General features: G+C 42.2%; 14 protein-coding genes. 8 read left to right on the top strand and 6 right to left on the bottom strand.

The features are described 5' to 3' along the window. The first annotated feature begins 137 nt into the window (after positions 1 to 137). Positions 138 to 590: a YcgN family cysteine cluster protein gene (locus FTV50_RS13040; protein WP_180024689.1), complete on the top strand. Its 453-nt coding sequence runs from the start codon at positions 138 to 140 to the stop codon at positions 588 to 590. A 27-nt stretch (positions 591 to 617) separates the two neighbouring features. Here the strand turns inward: FTV50_RS13040 and FTV50_RS13035 are convergent, their stop codons facing one another. Then, positions 618 to 1,094: a DUF523 domain-containing protein gene (locus FTV50_RS13035; protein WP_078193265.1), complete on the bottom strand. Its 477-nt coding sequence runs from the start codon at positions 1,092 to 1,094 to the stop codon at positions 618 to 620. A gap of 20 nt (positions 1,095 to 1,114) precedes the next feature. Beyond that, positions 1,115 to 2,911: an EAL domain-containing protein gene (locus FTV50_RS13030; protein WP_180024660.1), complete on the bottom strand. Its 1,797-nt coding sequence runs from the start codon at positions 2,909 to 2,911 to the stop codon at positions 1,115 to 1,117. A gap of 252 nt (positions 2,912 to 3,163) precedes the next feature. Here FTV50_RS13030 and FTV50_RS13025 point away from each other — a divergent pair, with 252 nt between their 5' ends. Continuing rightward, entirely contained in the window at positions 3,164 to 4,438 is a 1,275-nt protein-coding gene (locus tag FTV50_RS13025) for a replication-associated recombination protein A (protein ID WP_180008611.1), read from the top strand. A 335-nt stretch (positions 4,439 to 4,773) separates the two neighbouring features. Here the strand turns inward: FTV50_RS13025 and purC are convergent, their stop codons facing one another. Genes purC through dapA form a run of 3 tightly spaced genes read right to left on the bottom strand, consistent with a single transcriptional unit; the run spans position 4,774 to position 7,050 of the window. Then, positions 4,774 to 5,493 (bottom strand): phosphoribosylaminoimidazolesuccinocarboxamide synthase, encoded by a 720-nt coding sequence (gene purC / locus FTV50_RS13020; RefSeq protein ID WP_078190626.1) that lies wholly within the window; start codon positions 5,491 to 5,493, stop codon positions 4,774 to 4,776. A gap of 36 nt (positions 5,494 to 5,529) precedes the next feature. Then, a complete protein-coding gene (locus FTV50_RS13015) occupies positions 5,530 to 6,135 on the bottom strand; it encodes a lipoprotein-34 precursor (NlpB) (protein ID WP_078193263.1) in 606 nt (201 codons plus the stop codon). A gap of 15 nt (positions 6,136 to 6,150) precedes the next feature. Further along, complete coding sequence (gene dapA, locus FTV50_RS13010) at positions 6,151 to 7,050, bottom strand: 4-hydroxy-tetrahydrodipicolinate synthase (RefSeq protein WP_078193262.1); 900 nt, start codon at positions 7,048 to 7,050, stop codon at positions 6,151 to 6,153. 723 nt (positions 7,051 to 7,773) lie between these two features. Here dapA and mhpT point away from each other — a divergent pair. The 5 genes from mhpT (at position 7,774) to ppk1 (ending at position 13,560) form a co-directional block, all read left to right on the top strand. Next, positions 7,774 to 8,985, top strand: a complete 1,212-nt coding sequence (gene mhpT, locus FTV50_RS13005) for a 3-(3-hydroxy-phenyl)propionate transporter MhpT (protein ID WP_078193261.1) — start codon at positions 7,774 to 7,776, stop codon at positions 8,983 to 8,985. A gap of 152 nt (positions 8,986 to 9,137) precedes the next feature. After that, the gene (locus FTV50_RS13000) at positions 9,138 to 9,527 is read left to right on the top strand and encodes a hypothetical protein (RefSeq protein ID WP_180024659.1); all 390 of its coding nucleotides are present in this window, start codon (positions 9,138 to 9,140) and stop codon (positions 9,525 to 9,527) included. Between the two features lie 70 nt (positions 9,528 to 9,597). Beyond that, entirely contained in the window at positions 9,598 to 10,248 is a 651-nt protein-coding gene (pncA, locus tag FTV50_RS12995; protein WP_180024688.1) for a bifunctional nicotinamidase/pyrazinamidase, read from the top strand. Positions 10,249 to 10,321: 73 nt separating this feature from the next. Continuing rightward, positions 10,322 to 11,290, top strand: coding sequence for a bile acid:sodium symporter family protein (locus FTV50_RS12990; RefSeq protein ID WP_180024658.1), 969 nt, complete (start codon positions 10,322 to 10,324; stop codon positions 11,288 to 11,290). Positions 11,291 to 11,496: 206 nt separating this feature from the next. Then, a complete protein-coding gene (ppk1, locus tag FTV50_RS12985; RefSeq protein WP_180024657.1) occupies positions 11,497 to 13,560 on the top strand; it encodes a polyphosphate kinase 1 in 2,064 nt (687 codons plus the stop codon). Positions 13,561 to 13,609: 49 nt separating this feature from the next. Here ppk1 and FTV50_RS12980 read toward each other — a convergent pair whose 3' ends face one another. Then, the gene (locus FTV50_RS12980; RefSeq protein ID WP_078190618.1) at positions 13,610 to 14,866 is read right to left on the bottom strand and encodes a hypothetical protein; all 1,257 of its coding nucleotides are present in this window, start codon (positions 14,864 to 14,866) and stop codon (positions 13,610 to 13,612) included. 77 nt (positions 14,867 to 14,943) lie between these two features. On the opposite strand from FTV50_RS12980, the gene serB reads away from it, so the two are divergent. Continuing rightward, positions 14,944 to 16,164, top strand: coding sequence for a phosphoserine phosphatase SerB (serB, locus tag FTV50_RS12975; protein ID WP_180024656.1), 1,221 nt, complete (start codon positions 14,944 to 14,946; stop codon positions 16,162 to 16,164). Positions 16,165 to 16,210: the final 46 nt, after the last annotated feature.

Raw genomic sequence — 16,210 nt, 5'->3', positions numbered from 1 at the left:
TATGCTCATTATAAGAGGCTAAAAAAACCTACTCTGTAGTCTTTTGTTTATTTAATGTTCAATATTCGGTAACTTAAACAAGGAATTAATGTGCAGGTTCAGTTAATATGCCTGCCACCTTTGTTGCGAGCGAGAAGATGACCGATACTCTACGCCCACATTTTTGGAAAAAGCATCCTTTGACTGAACTCAACCATTTGGAGTGGGAGTCACTCTGTGATGGTTGCGGACTTTGCTGTTTAATTAAGCTTGAAGATGAAGATACTCATGAGGTTGCCTACACCAAAGTGGCATGCAAACTTTTAGATTGTGAAAAGGCATCTTGCTCCGATTATCCAAATCGTCAATCACATGTTCCAGACTGTATACAGCTGACCCCACATCAGATTCACCAATTTCATTGGCTACCACCGAGCTGTGCTTATCGTAGAATTTCTGAGGGTAAAGATTTACCACGTTGGCATCATCTAGTGACGGGAAATCGTGACAGTATTTTGAAGGCAAGAAAGTCTGCCGCAGGGCGTTGCATCAGTGAAGAAGACGTCAACCCTGACGATATTGAAGATTATATTGTACGTTGGGTACGCTAAAGGACACAGATACGCTCTATCTTGGATCTAGAGTTGATCTTGTATCATAGCCAGAAAGTCTTGTTCTGACAGAACCTGAAAACCGTGCTGTTTGAGGAGTGCTGTGGTTACTCCATAGCCTTCAATTTTCGTACGGGTAAAGCTGCCGTCATAAATATAATGGCTGCCGCAAGACGGGCTGCGATCTTTCAAGACAACAACATCAACTTTGTGTAATTGGGCCAATTCTAACATTCGTTGAGCACCTGCAATAAATTCAGCACTAACGTCTGTCCCCAAAACATCTTTAACTTGAGCTGTACCATTGAGCACATCAGTGGCTTGACCATTTTGAATTTCTGCAGGAAAACGTGGACAGCTCAGGCCGCCCATCATTTCTGGGCAGGCCGTAATGACTTGGTGAGTCTGCATCAGTTGGCAAATCGCTTGTTGTGTATTCGATTTGGCATCATAACGAACGGGTTGGCCTGCCAGACAGGCACTGACTAAATACTTCAGTGTCATCGTGTCATGCTCCACAAGTTTTAGTGACTCAAAAGTTCCATCGCATGGTCATAACTGAGCGGGCGATAAAAGTAAAAACCTTGTCCAGTATGACAATTACATTCTTTTAAGGTATCGACCTGTTCCGGTTTCTCTATACCTTCGACTAATATATTCAGGGAAACACTCGCACCAATTTGGGTAATCGCTTTGACAATGGCAAGTGCTGAACAGTCGGTATGCATGCGTTCCACAAAATTACGGTCTATCTTAATACAGTCGACAGGGTAATTACTCAAACGTGTTAATGATGAATGACCTGTACCAAAATCATCTAAAGAAATGTGTATGCCATGCTCTTTTAATAAATGGAGAGCGCGAATCACATAATTTGAGCCACGTTCTGACAGGCTTTGCTCGGTAATTTCGACCTCAATAATATCTGGTGATATACCAAACTGCTTTAAGCGATTCAGTAGTTTTTCCGCATAATCATCACGTAAAAATTCGACAGGTGCAGCATTTATTGAAATCGGTAGCGGTTGCAGTCCAAGTTCAATCCATTTTTGAATATCTTGAAAGATTTTAATTTGCATTGTTTCACTAATGCGTGAAGCCAATTCATAATCTTGAAATGCAGCAAAAATTTGAGAAGGTAATTGTAATTGTTGGTCTTTATCATACCAACGTAACAAGGCTTCAAAGCCGATAACTTGACTGTCAGAAAGACGAACTTTGGGCTGATAAAACGGAATAATTTGATTGGACTTAATCAAGCTGCGTGCAAGCGTTAATTGGCGAGTAGTATTTTCAAGGGTTTTGAACATAGTATGGTTGAACATTCGTACACCACCACGACCACTGCTTTTTAAATCATTTAGCGCAATATCAGCACATTTAAGTAAATTGGAGGTATTTTGTGCATCGCGAGGGTAGATCGCACAGCCAATACTCATACCAATATTGATACTTTGCCCATTATAGAAAATGGGCATGTCCATTTGCTGACAGGCGATGCTGGCAAAATTCTGTAATTGTTGTTGCGATTTTAAATTTGGAATGGAAATGGCAAATTCATCGCCACCTAAACGTGAAACTACAATATTTGTATCAAAACAGTGCTGAAAACGCTGCCCAAGGGCATGCAGTAAATGGTCTCCTGCACTATGACCTAAGGTGTCGTTAATATGCTTAAAATAATCTAGATCGATTAATAACAAACCCAGTTGTTGCTGATGTTCTCGCGCCACTTTTAATTGGCTTTTAAATACTCGACTAAACGCACGGCGGTTTAATAAACCTGTTAAATCATCTCGTTCAATGATGCGTTGAAGTTTATTTTCTGCAAGTCGCTGTATCGTAATATCACGTGATACACAGAGGATTTCTTTGACTTGGCCATATTCGTTGAATACTGGGCTGAGCATATTATCCCAATAAGCCAAGGGTTCATCTGCTACTTGGCTCATGCCGACAAAGCGAGATATTTTGCCATCTTTGGCTTCGGCAAAAGCATTCAAACACGCGTCACGGACTTCTTCAGGCAGTAATTTATGCCAAGACATACCAAACTCAGTTTCAGTTGGAGATACGCCCAGAGCTAAACATCCCGCGCGGTTCATATGCAGAATTTGACCGTCTAGACTTAATAATTTTATACAGTCGACACTAGCATCTAACATTTGATTACGACTATTCAGTTTTTCTCGTAATTCAGCGAATTGATTATCTTGTAATTGTATATTCTTGGCTTGGGGCATTTTTTGAAATAAATTTATAGGTAGATCAATGCCTTGTTGAACTTGAACGATTCGCTTTTGCTTTGTTGATTGCTTCATACAATCTGTCCAATTGGGTCAGGCAAGTCTAAAATGGGATATCTTGCCGATGATACTTTAATTTGATCAATAAGGGCTAGGATGTCTTGTTACATTATAGTTAACATTCGCCTAAGCTTTTTTACATGCAAGATACTTAAATAACGACATTAAACCACCCTCCTAAATTGAATACCGAATAAAGCAAAGATTCTGCCAAGGCAGTGTTAGAATAGAAAAAACGTCCCCAATTGCCGGAAACGAAATAATAAGATGTCAGACAGCCAAATTCCTCTTCCTGAACGCATGCGTCCTCATGATTTATCTCAAATTATTGGACAAGATCACCTTCTGGGTGAAGATGCACCGTTACGCCAGATGATTGACCAAGGGCATTTGCCATCGATTATTTTTTGGGGACCTCCGGGTGTAGGTAAAACCACGATTGCATTGTTGTTGGCGCAGGCTGTTGACCGACCATTTATTAGTTTATCTGCGCTCAATACTGGGGTGAAAGAGTTACGTGAAATCATCGCCGATGGTGGAGATTTATTGACACCTGTGGTGTTTATTGATGAAATTCATCGTTTTAATAAGTCACAACAAGATGCATTACTGAATGCAGTTGAAAAGGGCAAAATCACCCTGATTGGTGCAACCACAGAAAACCCTTCATTTGAAGTTAATAATGCCTTATTGTCGCGTTGTCAGGTGTATACCTTAAATGCTCTGGATAATGACGCAATTCAGCGCTTATTGGATCAAGCCATTCAGCAAGATTCGTTTTTAAAAGAGCGTTATATTCAAATCGAAGAATATGAAGCTTTATTTCAATTTGCCGCAGGTGATGCTCGTAAAGCATTAAATCTTTTAGATTTAATCGCCAGTACGTTTGAGCCAGACTTAGAGAATATCATTAACAATGCGGTAGTAGTCAAAGTTGCGCAGCAAAATATTGCACGCTATGACAAATCGGGCGAACAGCACTATGATCTAGTTTCGGCTTTTATTAAGTCGATTCGAGGCAGTGATCCAGATGCCGCTTTGTATTGGATGGCTCGAATGCTCAAAGGTGGTGAAGATCCTGTTTTTATTGCCCGTCGTATGTTGATTGCGGCATCTGAAGATATTGGCAACTCAAATCCAAATGCTTTACTGTTGGCTGGAGAATGTTTCCGATCTGTGCAGGCAATTGGTATGCCTGAATGTCGAATCATTTTGGGGCAATGTGCGGTATATTTGGCAACCAGTGCTAAAAGTAACAGCACCTATTTGGCCATCAATAAAGCCTTAGATTTGGCAGAAAAAACCTCGAATTTACCCGTGCCATTGCATTTGAGAAATGCGCCAACCAAATTGATGAAAGAGCAAGGCTATGGCGTGGACTATTTATATCCACATAATTATCCTGAACATTTTGTCATGCAGGACTATATGCCGCCTGAACTAAAAGGCACTAAGCTGTATGAGTCTGCACGCAATAAACGTGAAGTCGAAGGTGAGCGTTTGCAGCAACGACGTTGGATGCAACAACAACAGCAACAATGATTTGAATGATCATAATGGGAAGGCGCTGCGGCGCCTTTTTTTATGTCTATTTCACGCAAAAAAAAGCCCAACTCAAGGCGAGCTGGGCTGAAAAAATAGGATGTCTTTGGGGAGATACATCCTAGAGGGTAGATGGAAAATCTGGTCGGCATACACATTGGAAACTTATAGATCCTAGTGCTGCCTGGTATGTAGCTATCTTAGTGTGAACTTGGGTAAATGTGAAACAGAGGTTTTTTATGGTTAACATTTGTTTTTTCGATCATGGATTAATCGAGTAATATTTCATTAAAAAACCGAGCTAAAGAGCTCGGTTTTTTAAATCGATGAACGACTTAGATATCAGAAAGGTCGATACCTAAACGTGCAGCAACTTCTTCATAAGCTTCAACCACACCGCCTAAACCTTGACGGAAACGGTCTTTGTCGAGTTTTTTCTTAGTGTCTTTGTCCCATAGACGGCAGCCATCTGGAGAGAATTCGTCACCTAGTACGATACGGTCGTGGAACACACCAAATTCAAGTTTAAAGTCAACAAGCAGCATGTTGCCTGCATCGAATAGACCTTTAAGTACTTCGTTTACTTTGTAAGTCAATTCTTTCATTTGAGCGAGTTGTTCTGCAGTCGCCCAACCTAATGCAATCGCTTGTGATTCATTCACCATTGGGTCGCCTAACGCATCGTCTTTGAAGAACAATTCGAAAGTTGGCGGAGTAAGTTCTTTACCTTCTTCAACGCCTAAACGACGGCAAAGTGAACCTGCTGCATAGTTACGAATTACGCACTCTACAGGAACCATGGTTAATTTTTTCACTAAAACTTCAGTTGGAGAAAGAAGTTTTTCGAAATGAGTTTCGATACCAGCCGCAGCCAATTTTTCCATGATAAAGGCGTTAAAACGGTTGTTCACCTTACCTTTGCGATCCAGTTGTTCAATTTTTTCACCGTTGAATGCAGAAGCATCGTCACGGAAAACTAGGATGAGGTGGTCAGAACTATCTGTTTCATAAACAGATTTCGCTTTACCAGTATAGAGCAAGGTTTGTTTTAACATGAGGGAACCTTTTTCGAGAAAAAATGCCTAGTACGACTAGGCTGGCCAATTTTGGTAAATCTGAGCTAACAGATCTGCAGCTTTTTCTTTGTCTGCAAAACTGTTATCGGCATTGAACACAGCGATGTTATTGCTTGAACCTACAGAAGATAGTCTTAAGACATAGGTCTGCTGATCGACCTTGACGGTTACTTCGTAACGGTTTTTGCTCTGACCAACAATGGTATGGTTAAGGCTGCTGAGGGTAGCAAGTGTGTATTGCCAGATTGTAGCAGAATTTCCTTCAACTTTGATCAGTGGATTTTGATTTCCATCCACCAATAGTTGAGGGCGGCTAATATTTGTACTGTCTGTTGAGGAATCTGCAACGACATTATTTTTTTCCGCGGCTGGACGCGGAAGGGCATAGCGATTGCCGCGCTTATTTTCAAGCTTTGGTGCATGCTCAATTGCTAGTGGGTCAACTGATGGAGCAGGATACAAAGGCGTTGCAGGACGAACCATCGACCCTTCAGGGTATTTCAGCGGTTCAACATCTGTGGTTTGTTTATAGTCCAGTGTGCCATTATTAAAGGCAAGTGAACTACAACCGGCTAATGTAAATACTGAAAGTGCCAGGCTAAGTCCTAAACGTAATTGCATGATGTTTGCTCTTCTTTATTTGATAACGCCCGCAGTGATGAGTGCTTCACGAAGCGGAGTACGATATTGTTCTGCAAGGGGTGTTAATGGTAAGCGAATGCCTGTTTCAATCAGGTTCATCTCATGAAGTGCCCATTTCACAGGAATTGGGTTCGATTCGCAAAATAAAATTTGATGTAAATTTGCAACAGTATTGTTTTGTTGCTCGGCTTGAACTGCGTCACCCGCCAAAGCGCTTGCACACACTTCGCTCATCTCTTTTGGCGCCACGTTCGCAGTAACCGAAATGTTGCCTTTAGCACCTAAACCCATTAACTGATAAGCCGTTGCATCATCACCTGAGTACACCACCATATCTTTGCCTTTAAGGCCTTCAATGAGTTCTTGACCACGAGGAACATCGCCAGTGGCGTCTTTAATGCCCACGATTTGTGGAATATCAGCAAGACGGATCACGGTGTCGTTGTGCATGTCTACACCGGTTCGGCCAGGTACATTGTACAGAATTTGAGGTAAATCAACAGCTTCAGCAATCGCTTTGTAGTGTTGATACAGGCCTTCTTGGGTAGGTTTGTTATAGTATGGTGTAACTAATAATGCCGCATCTGCACCTAATTCTTTGGCTTCTTTGGTGAGTTCAATTGCTTCGTGGGTTGAGTTTGCACCTGTGCCGGCAATAATTGGAATGCGTTTGTTCGCCACACGGATGATTTCTTTGATCACCTGAGTGTGTTCGGCCATGCTCAAGGTAGAAGCTTCACCTGTAGTCCCTACAGCAACAATACTGTTAGTACCTTGCTTTATATGCCACTCAACCAGCTTCTCGAGGCTCTTCCAATCTACGCTGCCATCTTCAAACATTGGGGTGACGATTGCGACAATTGAACCTTGAATGGTCTGAGCTTGCTGAGTCATTTTGAAAAGCTATCCTATTTGTCCATCCGACAAGATGAAATATTGATTTCTGGATGGTTTCGAATTTTGATTTGTAGCATGTTCATTGGGCTATACCCAAATTGAATAATGCTTACGCAAATTATGACTGATCAAACGCATAAGAACAATATGCTTTGGTCAAAGCCATAAAATTCTTTATACAAATCAAACTTAAAACAATCAAGTGTAAAATAGCGGTTTTTTTGCAGCCTGAAAATTGTTCAGCAAGGGCTGAATCTTGAAAATGTGTTATTCAATCGAGAGGGTTGGCATGGTTGATGGGATTGATTAAATCATCAGCAAAAGGTTGATCTATGTGTATTCCGTGCTTTTTAATCAGAATTTAAGATTAAATAACAATGACTAAAGATTTAAAAACTATATCAATTCGCTCGGGTTTTATTACAAATGATTGTTAAAAACTTGGGTAATAATCTTTTTTATATCTAATAGAAATAGACATGTTTTTATGAGTGTTTAAAAAGATCGCTTGATTTGACTGTTCATTGCACGATTCATATTTTTTTATTTTAAATTTTTAATTGTTTTTACGACTTTGTGACTTAAAGCACAAAAACTATTACACCATGCACGTAATCCAATTTTGGACGAAAGGCTTCAACTTATTGGTAGTTATATCCTTTATAAGGCTCAGCGATGATGCGACTTAATTTGAACGCTGATGACAACAAGGATTCTCCAATGGAAAAGTCAGATAATAAGCATGCTATTGTCACGGTAGCAATCTGCTTCCTTATTGCCGTAATCGAAGGTCTGGATATTCAGGCTGCAGGTATTGCAGCAGCAGGGATTCGTGAATATTTCGGGCTGGATAGCTCGCAGCTAGGGGTGTTTTTTAGTGCCGGTATTTTAGGATTATTACCTGGTGCTTTGTTGGGTGGTCGGATTGCAGACCGAATGGGCCGTAAAAAAGTATTAATTTGGTCTACGGGGATGTTCGCCATCTTTACCTTATGTACGGTATGGGTAAATAGCTTCCATAGCTTACTCGCTGTACGTTTTCTTGCAGGTGCAGGTTTAGGTGCAGCAATGCCAATTTTAATTACCTTGGCATCTGAAGCGGTAACGCCACAAAATCGTGGCCGTGCAGTCGGTTTGATGTACTGTGGTATGCCTGTGGGTGCGGCAATCTTGTCATTAGTTGCAATGACGGACTTCGGTGCAAACTGGAAAAATATTTTCTATTTAGGCGGTTTATTACCGATTGTTGTGATTCCATTGATGATTTGGTTCCTGCCCGAATCGCGTGAATTCTTGAAAGCCAAAGATCAAGCGGTTCAAGCGACCGCCAATGGCGAAGTGCAACAAGGTGCTTTCAAAAACCTCTTTAACACAGAAAACCGTTTACGTACTTTCTCAATTTGGGTGAGCTACTTCTTCACCTTGATGGTGGTGTACATCATGTTGAGCTGGTTACCGTCGTTGTTCACCGAACTCGGTTTCACTCGTAAAGATGGTGCAACTGCGCAGTTCTACTTCATGGTGAGTGCAACCATTGGTACGATCATTTTAGGTATGTTGACTGATCGTTGGAAGAAAGCTTATGTGATCATTTTGATGTACGGCGGTATTTTGGCAGGTCTATTTGCGCTGAATGGTGCAGGTTCATTGACTCAAATGTACATGGCGTCAGCTTTAGTCGGTGCATTCGTGATTGGTTGCCAAGGCGTATTGTATGCCTTCGGTGGTATCGTGTATCCGACACAGTTACGTGGTACGGGTGTTGGTGTAGCTTCAGCCGTTGGTCGTGTCGGTGCAATGTTAGGCCCTGCAATTGCGGGTCAGTTATTGGCAGCAGGTTTTGGTGCGGCAGGGGTGATTACCGCGGCAATTCCATGTATCGCAATCTCTGCAATATTTATGTTGTTATTGGTACGTCGTATTCCATCATAAGGAACATGCCATATCAAAAAAAGCCCGCATCATGCGGGCTTTTTTTATGGCGACAATAGAAGTCGCACTAATGCTCTAAACCAATATAAATAAATGTATTTTATGTAAAAATACAGCAGAAAGAAAAAACAAAAAATCAACGTAGAGGGGCTATGTCAGCAAGAAAACTGGTCGCAATTTTTAAAGTTGATCAACGTGAATTTAGTTTGTATCTACATCAGCACGAATTTATCTTGGAACTCAAACCTGTATTTCAAAGACATCGCCAACAGCCGAGAAAAAATGCGTGGTTGGCCTTTGCCGATGAACCTACCCTAGAAGATGTTGCTGAAAAGATTAATGCGTTTGAGGTCATGCAACAGACACGCAGCCATTTATTAAAATATATCTTTCAACATCAACCGCGATATTTTTATTTTCATGCTTCGACTCGGCGAAAAGCCCGTATTTACCCACGATTTGCACAGCGGCTGGTTGAGCATTTGCCCAAGTATCGGTATTGTCAGGAAGGACAGTCATTTTATTTTTATGCACAGGACTGAATACTAAGGCTTTTAAAATATGAGCGAATCAGTAGAGTCGCCGAAAATGCATGACAACGGATGGAGAGATATGCAAAAAAATACAGCGCTGATTGTGGTCGATGTACAAAATGGTTTTACCCCGGGTGGTCAGTTGGCTGTTGCCAATGCCGATCAAATTATTCCAGGGATTAATCAACTGGGGCAATACTTTACGAATATTGTGCTGACTCAAGATTGGCATCCAGCCGACCATATCTCTTTTGCTGAAAATCATCCTGAGCATGTACCTTATGACAGCATAGAGCTGAATTATGGAACGCAAGTATTGTGGCCGACGCATTGTGTACAAGGCACACAGGATGCCGAATTGCATCCTAATTTAAATTTACCGACGGCGCAGCTGATTATCCGTAAAGGTTTTCATCAGCATATCGACAGCTACTCTGCTTTTATGGAAGCAGATCAGAAAACTTCAACAGGTTTGGCGGGCTATTTGCGCGAACGTGGTATTGATACAGTCTTTGTGGTGGGCATTGCCACGGATTTCTGTGTTGCATGGACGGCAATGGATGCACGTAAGCTTGGTTTTGAAACTTTTGTGATTGCTGATTTGACCAAAGGGATCGATTTACAGGGTTCGCTTCAGCATGCATGGCAAGACATGTTGGCGAATGGGGTGAAGCGTATTTACCTGAAAGATATTGTGCAGCAGCATGCACAGGCATTATCTTTGGCATGACCCAGTGGGCTCAGTTGAGAAAAGGCACAAGGGTGTGCCTTTTTTTGTCCCTGTATTTAAATGGAAGATGCCTATGTCGGCTTTCTTAAAATTCACTCAATTTGTGCAGAAAACATTTGCGATTTGGGTGGTGCTGTTTGCAGCGCTCGCCATGTTTTTTCCCGATGTATTTGTTTGGTTAAAAGCATATATCCCATGGATGCTAGGCATCATTATGTTGGGTATGGGCATGACCATGACACTGCAAGATTTTAAAAGTGTATTGCAAAGCCCTAAAGCTGTGATGATCGGGGTTTTGGCACAGTTTATTGTGATGCCGGGATTGGCTTTTTTCTTGTGTAAATTATTACAACTGCCGACAGAAATCGCGATCGGGGTCATTCTTGTCGGTTGCTGTCCGGGTGGAACGGCTTCTAATGTCATCACCTATATGGCAAAAGGCAATACCGCATTATCTGTTGCTTGTACCTCTGTTGCGACATTACTCGCACCGGTTTTAACCCCTGCGATTTTCTATTTGCTGGCAAGCCAATGGATTGAAATTAATGCGGCATCGATGTTGGTTTCAATTTTACAAGTGGTTTTATTTCCGATCATTGTGGGGTTAATGATTCGAACTGTCTTTAAGCACCGAGTGGATGCCTATATACAGGTCATGCCATTGGTTTCTGTTGTAGCAATTGTGGCGATTGTGGCGGCAATCATTGCGGGTAGCCGAACACAGATTTTGCAATCAGGTTTACTGATTCTGGGGGTAGTGGCCTTACATAATGGCTTGGGCTATCTATTGGGTTTTTGGGCCAGCCGAATATTTAAATTGCCCTATGCAGACTGTAAAGCAGTGTCGATTGAAGTTGGGATGCAAAACTCAGGTTTGGGTGTGGCATTGGCGGCGACCCATTTTGCCGCTTCACCTCTGACCGCTGTGCCGAGTGCGATTTTTAGTTTGTGGCACAATATTTCGGGTCCCGCACTGGCAACCTATTGGGCAGCACGGACGAGTGAGCCCAAAGCATTGGAACAAGACAAGCCTGTGCAATAAACAAAAAAACAATTCAGTAAAATAGAGGGCAATATCCCTCTTTTTTGATGTCGAAAATAAATTTTACGATTTGATGAACAGGGCTTTAGGGAATTGCATGCTTTTTTAATTGATTAATGCTATTTGTAACATAAGTGTCATATCCGCTGCCTAACATGCCGGCAAACACTTTAGATATAGACTGTTTCAAACAGCATTGAGAGGGTATGCAACATTTTCAGCATTCATCAGAGACCTATTATAATCGTGAATTGTCACTTTTAGATTTCAATCGGCGGGTCTTGGCTCAGGCACTCGATTCAAGTTTACCTTTACTTGAACGCTTGAATTTTCTCATCATTTTTTCACGCAATTTAGATGAATTCTTTGAAATTCGCATTGCGGGGCTGATGAAACAACGAGATTTGAATGTGATTGCACGGACGCCAGATGCCATTCCGACTGAAGTGGTCTTAGATGAACTTTCCCAAGTGATTCATGACACGGTTGCAGAGCAATACCAGACCCTCAATCATGCTGTATTGCCTGCATTACAAAGTGAAGGCATTCGCTTTATTCAATTTAAAGATATTTTAGAAAAACATCGGGCGTGGATTAGCCATTATTTTAGTAAAGAAGTTCAACCAGTCTTAACACCAATTAGCTTAGATCCATCGCATCCGTTTCCACGCTTGGTCAATAAAAGCCTCAACTTTATTGTGAGTCTAGAAGGTAAAGATGCCTTTGGTCGTGCCATTGAAATGGCAATTGTGCCTGCGCCACGCTCATTGCCGCGTTTAATCAAAATGCCCGCCGAGGTTGAAGGCAGTGCAGAGACACAAATTTTCCTGACCGCCATTATTCAGCAACACATCAATGACCTATTTCCGGGGATGAAAGCGACGGGCTGTTATGCCTTTCGAGTGACACGCAATGCAGATTTAGTTCTGGCTGAAGATGTGGATGACTTGGCGGTGGCATTAAAAGATGAATTGTCTTCACGGCGTTTTGGTCGGGCAGTTCGCTTAGAAATTGAAGATGATTGTCCGCAAAGCATTATTGATTATTTGTTAGATGAATTTGATTTGAGTGAGCAGGAGCTCTATCGCATTGACGGCCCGATCAATTTATCGCGTCTCAGTACCAGTTTTAATCGACCTGAACTGAAATATCCGGTCTATACACCGATTATTCCTAAAGTTTTTCGTAAACAAACCGCGATTTTTGATGTATTAAAAACACAAGATGTGTTGTTACATCATCCGTTTGACTCCTTTCAACCGGTCATCAACTTATTACGTGAAGCTGCAAAAGACCCTCAGGTTTTAGCCATTAAGCAGACGCTCTATCGTAGTGGGCCAGATTCGGACATCGTACAAGTTTTAGCGGAGGCGGCACGCAACGGCAAGGAAGTAACCGCAGTCATCGAACTTCGGGCACGGTTTGATGAAGAATCCAATATTACTGTGGCCAATATATTGCAAGAAGCTGGGGCTGTCGTGGTGTATGGCATTGTGGGCTATAAAACCCATGCCAAGATGATTTTGATTGTACGCCGTGAAAATAATCAACTATTGCGCTACGCCCATTTGGGAACAGGTAATTACCACGCAGGCAATGCGCGGATGTATACCGATTATGGCCTGATGACGACGCATCCCGATATTTGCGAGGATGTGCATCGCATGTTTCAGGAATTGACCGGTATGGGCAAGATGGCGAAGCTGAAAGCCTTACTGCATGCACCATTTACCCTGCATACTGAATTACTGAAACTGATTGAACAGGAAATTGTTGCCGCACAAGCGGGAAAATACGCAAGAATTATTGTGAAGGTCAATGCACTCACGGAACCGCAACTGATTGCTGCTTTGTATCGTGCATCGCAAGCAGGGGTATCTGTAGATTTAATTATCCGTTCGATTTGTTGTTTGATTCCTCAGGTCAAAGGTATGTCTGAGAATATTCATGTGAGATCTATCGTCGGACGCTTCTTAGAGCATACTCGAGTGTATTATTTTGAGCATGCAGGCGAAAAACGATTGTACTGTGCCAGTGCCGATTGGATGGGACGTAACTTATTTTCACGGGTCGAAACCTGTTTTCCCATTTTGGAAAGCCGTTTGAAAAAACGCATTATGAAAGATTGTTTACTTAACTATTTGGAAGATAATCAAAATGCATGGGAAATGCAGTCGAATGGGCAATGGGAGAAAGTCGCGGTTGAAGCAGGTGCCGAACCGCATAATGCGCAAAAATATTTGATTGCACAGAAAATTTCGACCGTTTAAGACAAAAAAATCCCGACTCAAGTCGGGATTTTTGATTTCGCTCAAACCTTTACGAGGCTTTTGACTGTTTGGATTTTAAAATTTCAGTTCTGAAGTTTTGAGCCAATTCAGCGGCATCACTGTCCATCCCATTGAGCATAAATGCATGACGAGTGAGCACATTGGTCGGATTTGGCAAACTGACCAATTGGAAATGATCTGAAATCTCTTTGAGCAAAGTTGTCGGCACATGAATAGCACTTTCTTTGGCAACCAATTGTTGAACCAAACGCTCAGCTGCTTGTACAGAAGACAATTGCATGGCTTCGACAGAGCTTGAAATCGCACTACGAGTTTGTAAAACGAAACGTTTTTCTTCACGGTAGCGTTTATATAAAACATCAGAAAGCAATTGGAATACTGAGCTGATCATGGTGAGGCAACGCAGCGCATCTGGAGTGTCAGCGGTCATGCTGATGGTTGCACCATGTTCATCAAACTTATGCACCGTACTGATGTCAGAACTGTTCAATTTATAATGTTGAACACAGAGTTCTGTGGTTTTATTCAAGAAAATTTGGCAGAGATTAAAATACGGCACAGACACGGTTTTGTTGACGCTATCGAGCAGCTGTTTCGGATCATAAAATTGAATATTTAATGCCAAGCTGTTGCTGTCGAGAACCACTGGTTTCATGTCTTTATGCTGTTTTGCTTTGGCTTGCGCATTTTGCTGCGCTTGAGCAATCGCCACAGCGGCATTATGTTTTTCTTGTTCTAAAGCCTGCGCTAGCGTTTGAATTTCGTGTTTTAGACGTGATTCATTGTTGATTCGCGCTAAATATTCAGTACGACTTGGACGTGCAATTGCGCGATACGCCAACCACAACAAGCCATGTAAGAATAATGAAAATAGAATCGCAGCCCATTGCGTACGTAAGATTTCACCAATACTTGGTTTAATTAAGGTGATTTCAACTGTTCCGACTTTCTTTTCGTTTTGCAGCGCATCACGAACAAAGATTTCACCATCACGGGTTTTGGTCAAACCGCCTGTGGCCAAAACTTGATTATTGGCATTTAAAATGCGGATGGAAGCCACGCTCGGGTTGGTTGCATAGCGGTCAGCAAGTAAGGCTAATGATACGGTATTGGCCGGCTCAAGCTCAGATAGGCTGTCTGTAACCAATTGACTGGTCATCAGTTGTCCCTGACTGGCACGGTTTTCGTTCAGTTGGTGGGTTGTTGCCAATACCAATAAAAAGGTATGCAAAGCAAAACAAACTACTAATAGGCTAGCAAATAGCCCTTGTCTAGGCGCATTCAACGTAAACTTCCAAGGCAATTCTATTCAATTTAGATTATGATTCTTACATTAGTTGTAGCTCAGACCCGAGTCAATTCATGCGAGAAATCATTCTTATATCACTTTTAGGACCTGACCAACCTAATCAATTTACACGATTAATGCAGGTTTTGTCCGCACATTCCTTACAGATTTTAGATGTCGGACAAGCAGTCATCCACAATCAGCTGACTTTAGGTATTGTTGTTTCGTCGGAAGACCAGACTGCGACAGCATTAGCCATGAAGGAAATGTTGATTTTAGCACATGATATTGGCTTAACTGTGCGCTTTAAACCAATCTCTACAACAGAATATCAACAATGGGTAAATGAGGGAGGCCGCACACGCTATATCGTTACGGCACTTGCGCCAGAATTACAGGCGTCTCATTTACAGGCAGTTACAAATATTGTGTCGAACCAAGGCTTCAATATTGAAACTGTGACGCGTTTATCTGGCCGTCCAGAGTTAGATGGATCAAGCGAAGGTCCGCGCCGTGCCTGCGTTCAATTTGGTTTAAAAGGCCAAATGTTGGATGCCACTGCAATGCGTGCAGCATGTTTACGTCTATCTACCGAACTTGGGGTAGATGTTGCCGTTCAAGAGGACAATGCTTACCGTCGTAATCGTCGTTTGGTCTGCTTTGATATGGACTCGACGCTGATTGAGCAAGAAGTGATTGACGAATTGGCGATTGAAGCGGGTGTCGGCGCTCAAGTGGCTGAAATCACTGAACGTGCTATGCAAGGTGAACTCGATTTCCAACAAAGTTTCCGTGCACGTGTGGCACTGCTCAAAGGTATGGATGCTTCGGTATTGCCTAAAATTGCAGAACGTCTGACCATTACAGAAGGTGCGGAACGTCTGATTTCAACCCTTAAATCATTGGGATATCGCACAGCTATTTTGTCAGGTGGTTTTCAGTATTTTGCCGAATATTTACAAGCAAAACTGGGTATCGATGAAGTGCATGCCAATGTACTGGACGTCCAAGATGGCGCGGTAACAGGTGAAGTGAAAGGCCATATTGTGGATGGTGCTCGCAAAGCCTTCTTATTGACACAAATCGCTGAAGAAATGGGGATTTCATTAGAACAAGCCATTGCAGTCGGTGATGGTGCGAATGATTTGCCAATGTTGTCTTTAGCCGGCTTAGGCGTTGCTTTCCGTGCGAAACCTTTAGTGCGTCAAAATGCCAATCAAGCCATTTCAAGCGTGGGTCTAGATGGTGTTCTTTACCTGCTTGGTGTGCATGATAAAGATTTAAATCGTGCTTAAAACCATTTAAGGCACAGTCAAAAACGTAGCCAAAAGGCTGCGTTTT

Source organism: Acinetobacter sp. YH1901134 (assembly GCF_013416965.1).
Lineage (GTDB): Bacteria > Pseudomonadota > Gammaproteobacteria > Pseudomonadales > Moraxellaceae > Acinetobacter > Acinetobacter amyesii.
The sequence above is the reverse complement of the archived record's forward strand: the minus strand, read 5'-3'. Positions and strand labels throughout refer to the sequence as shown.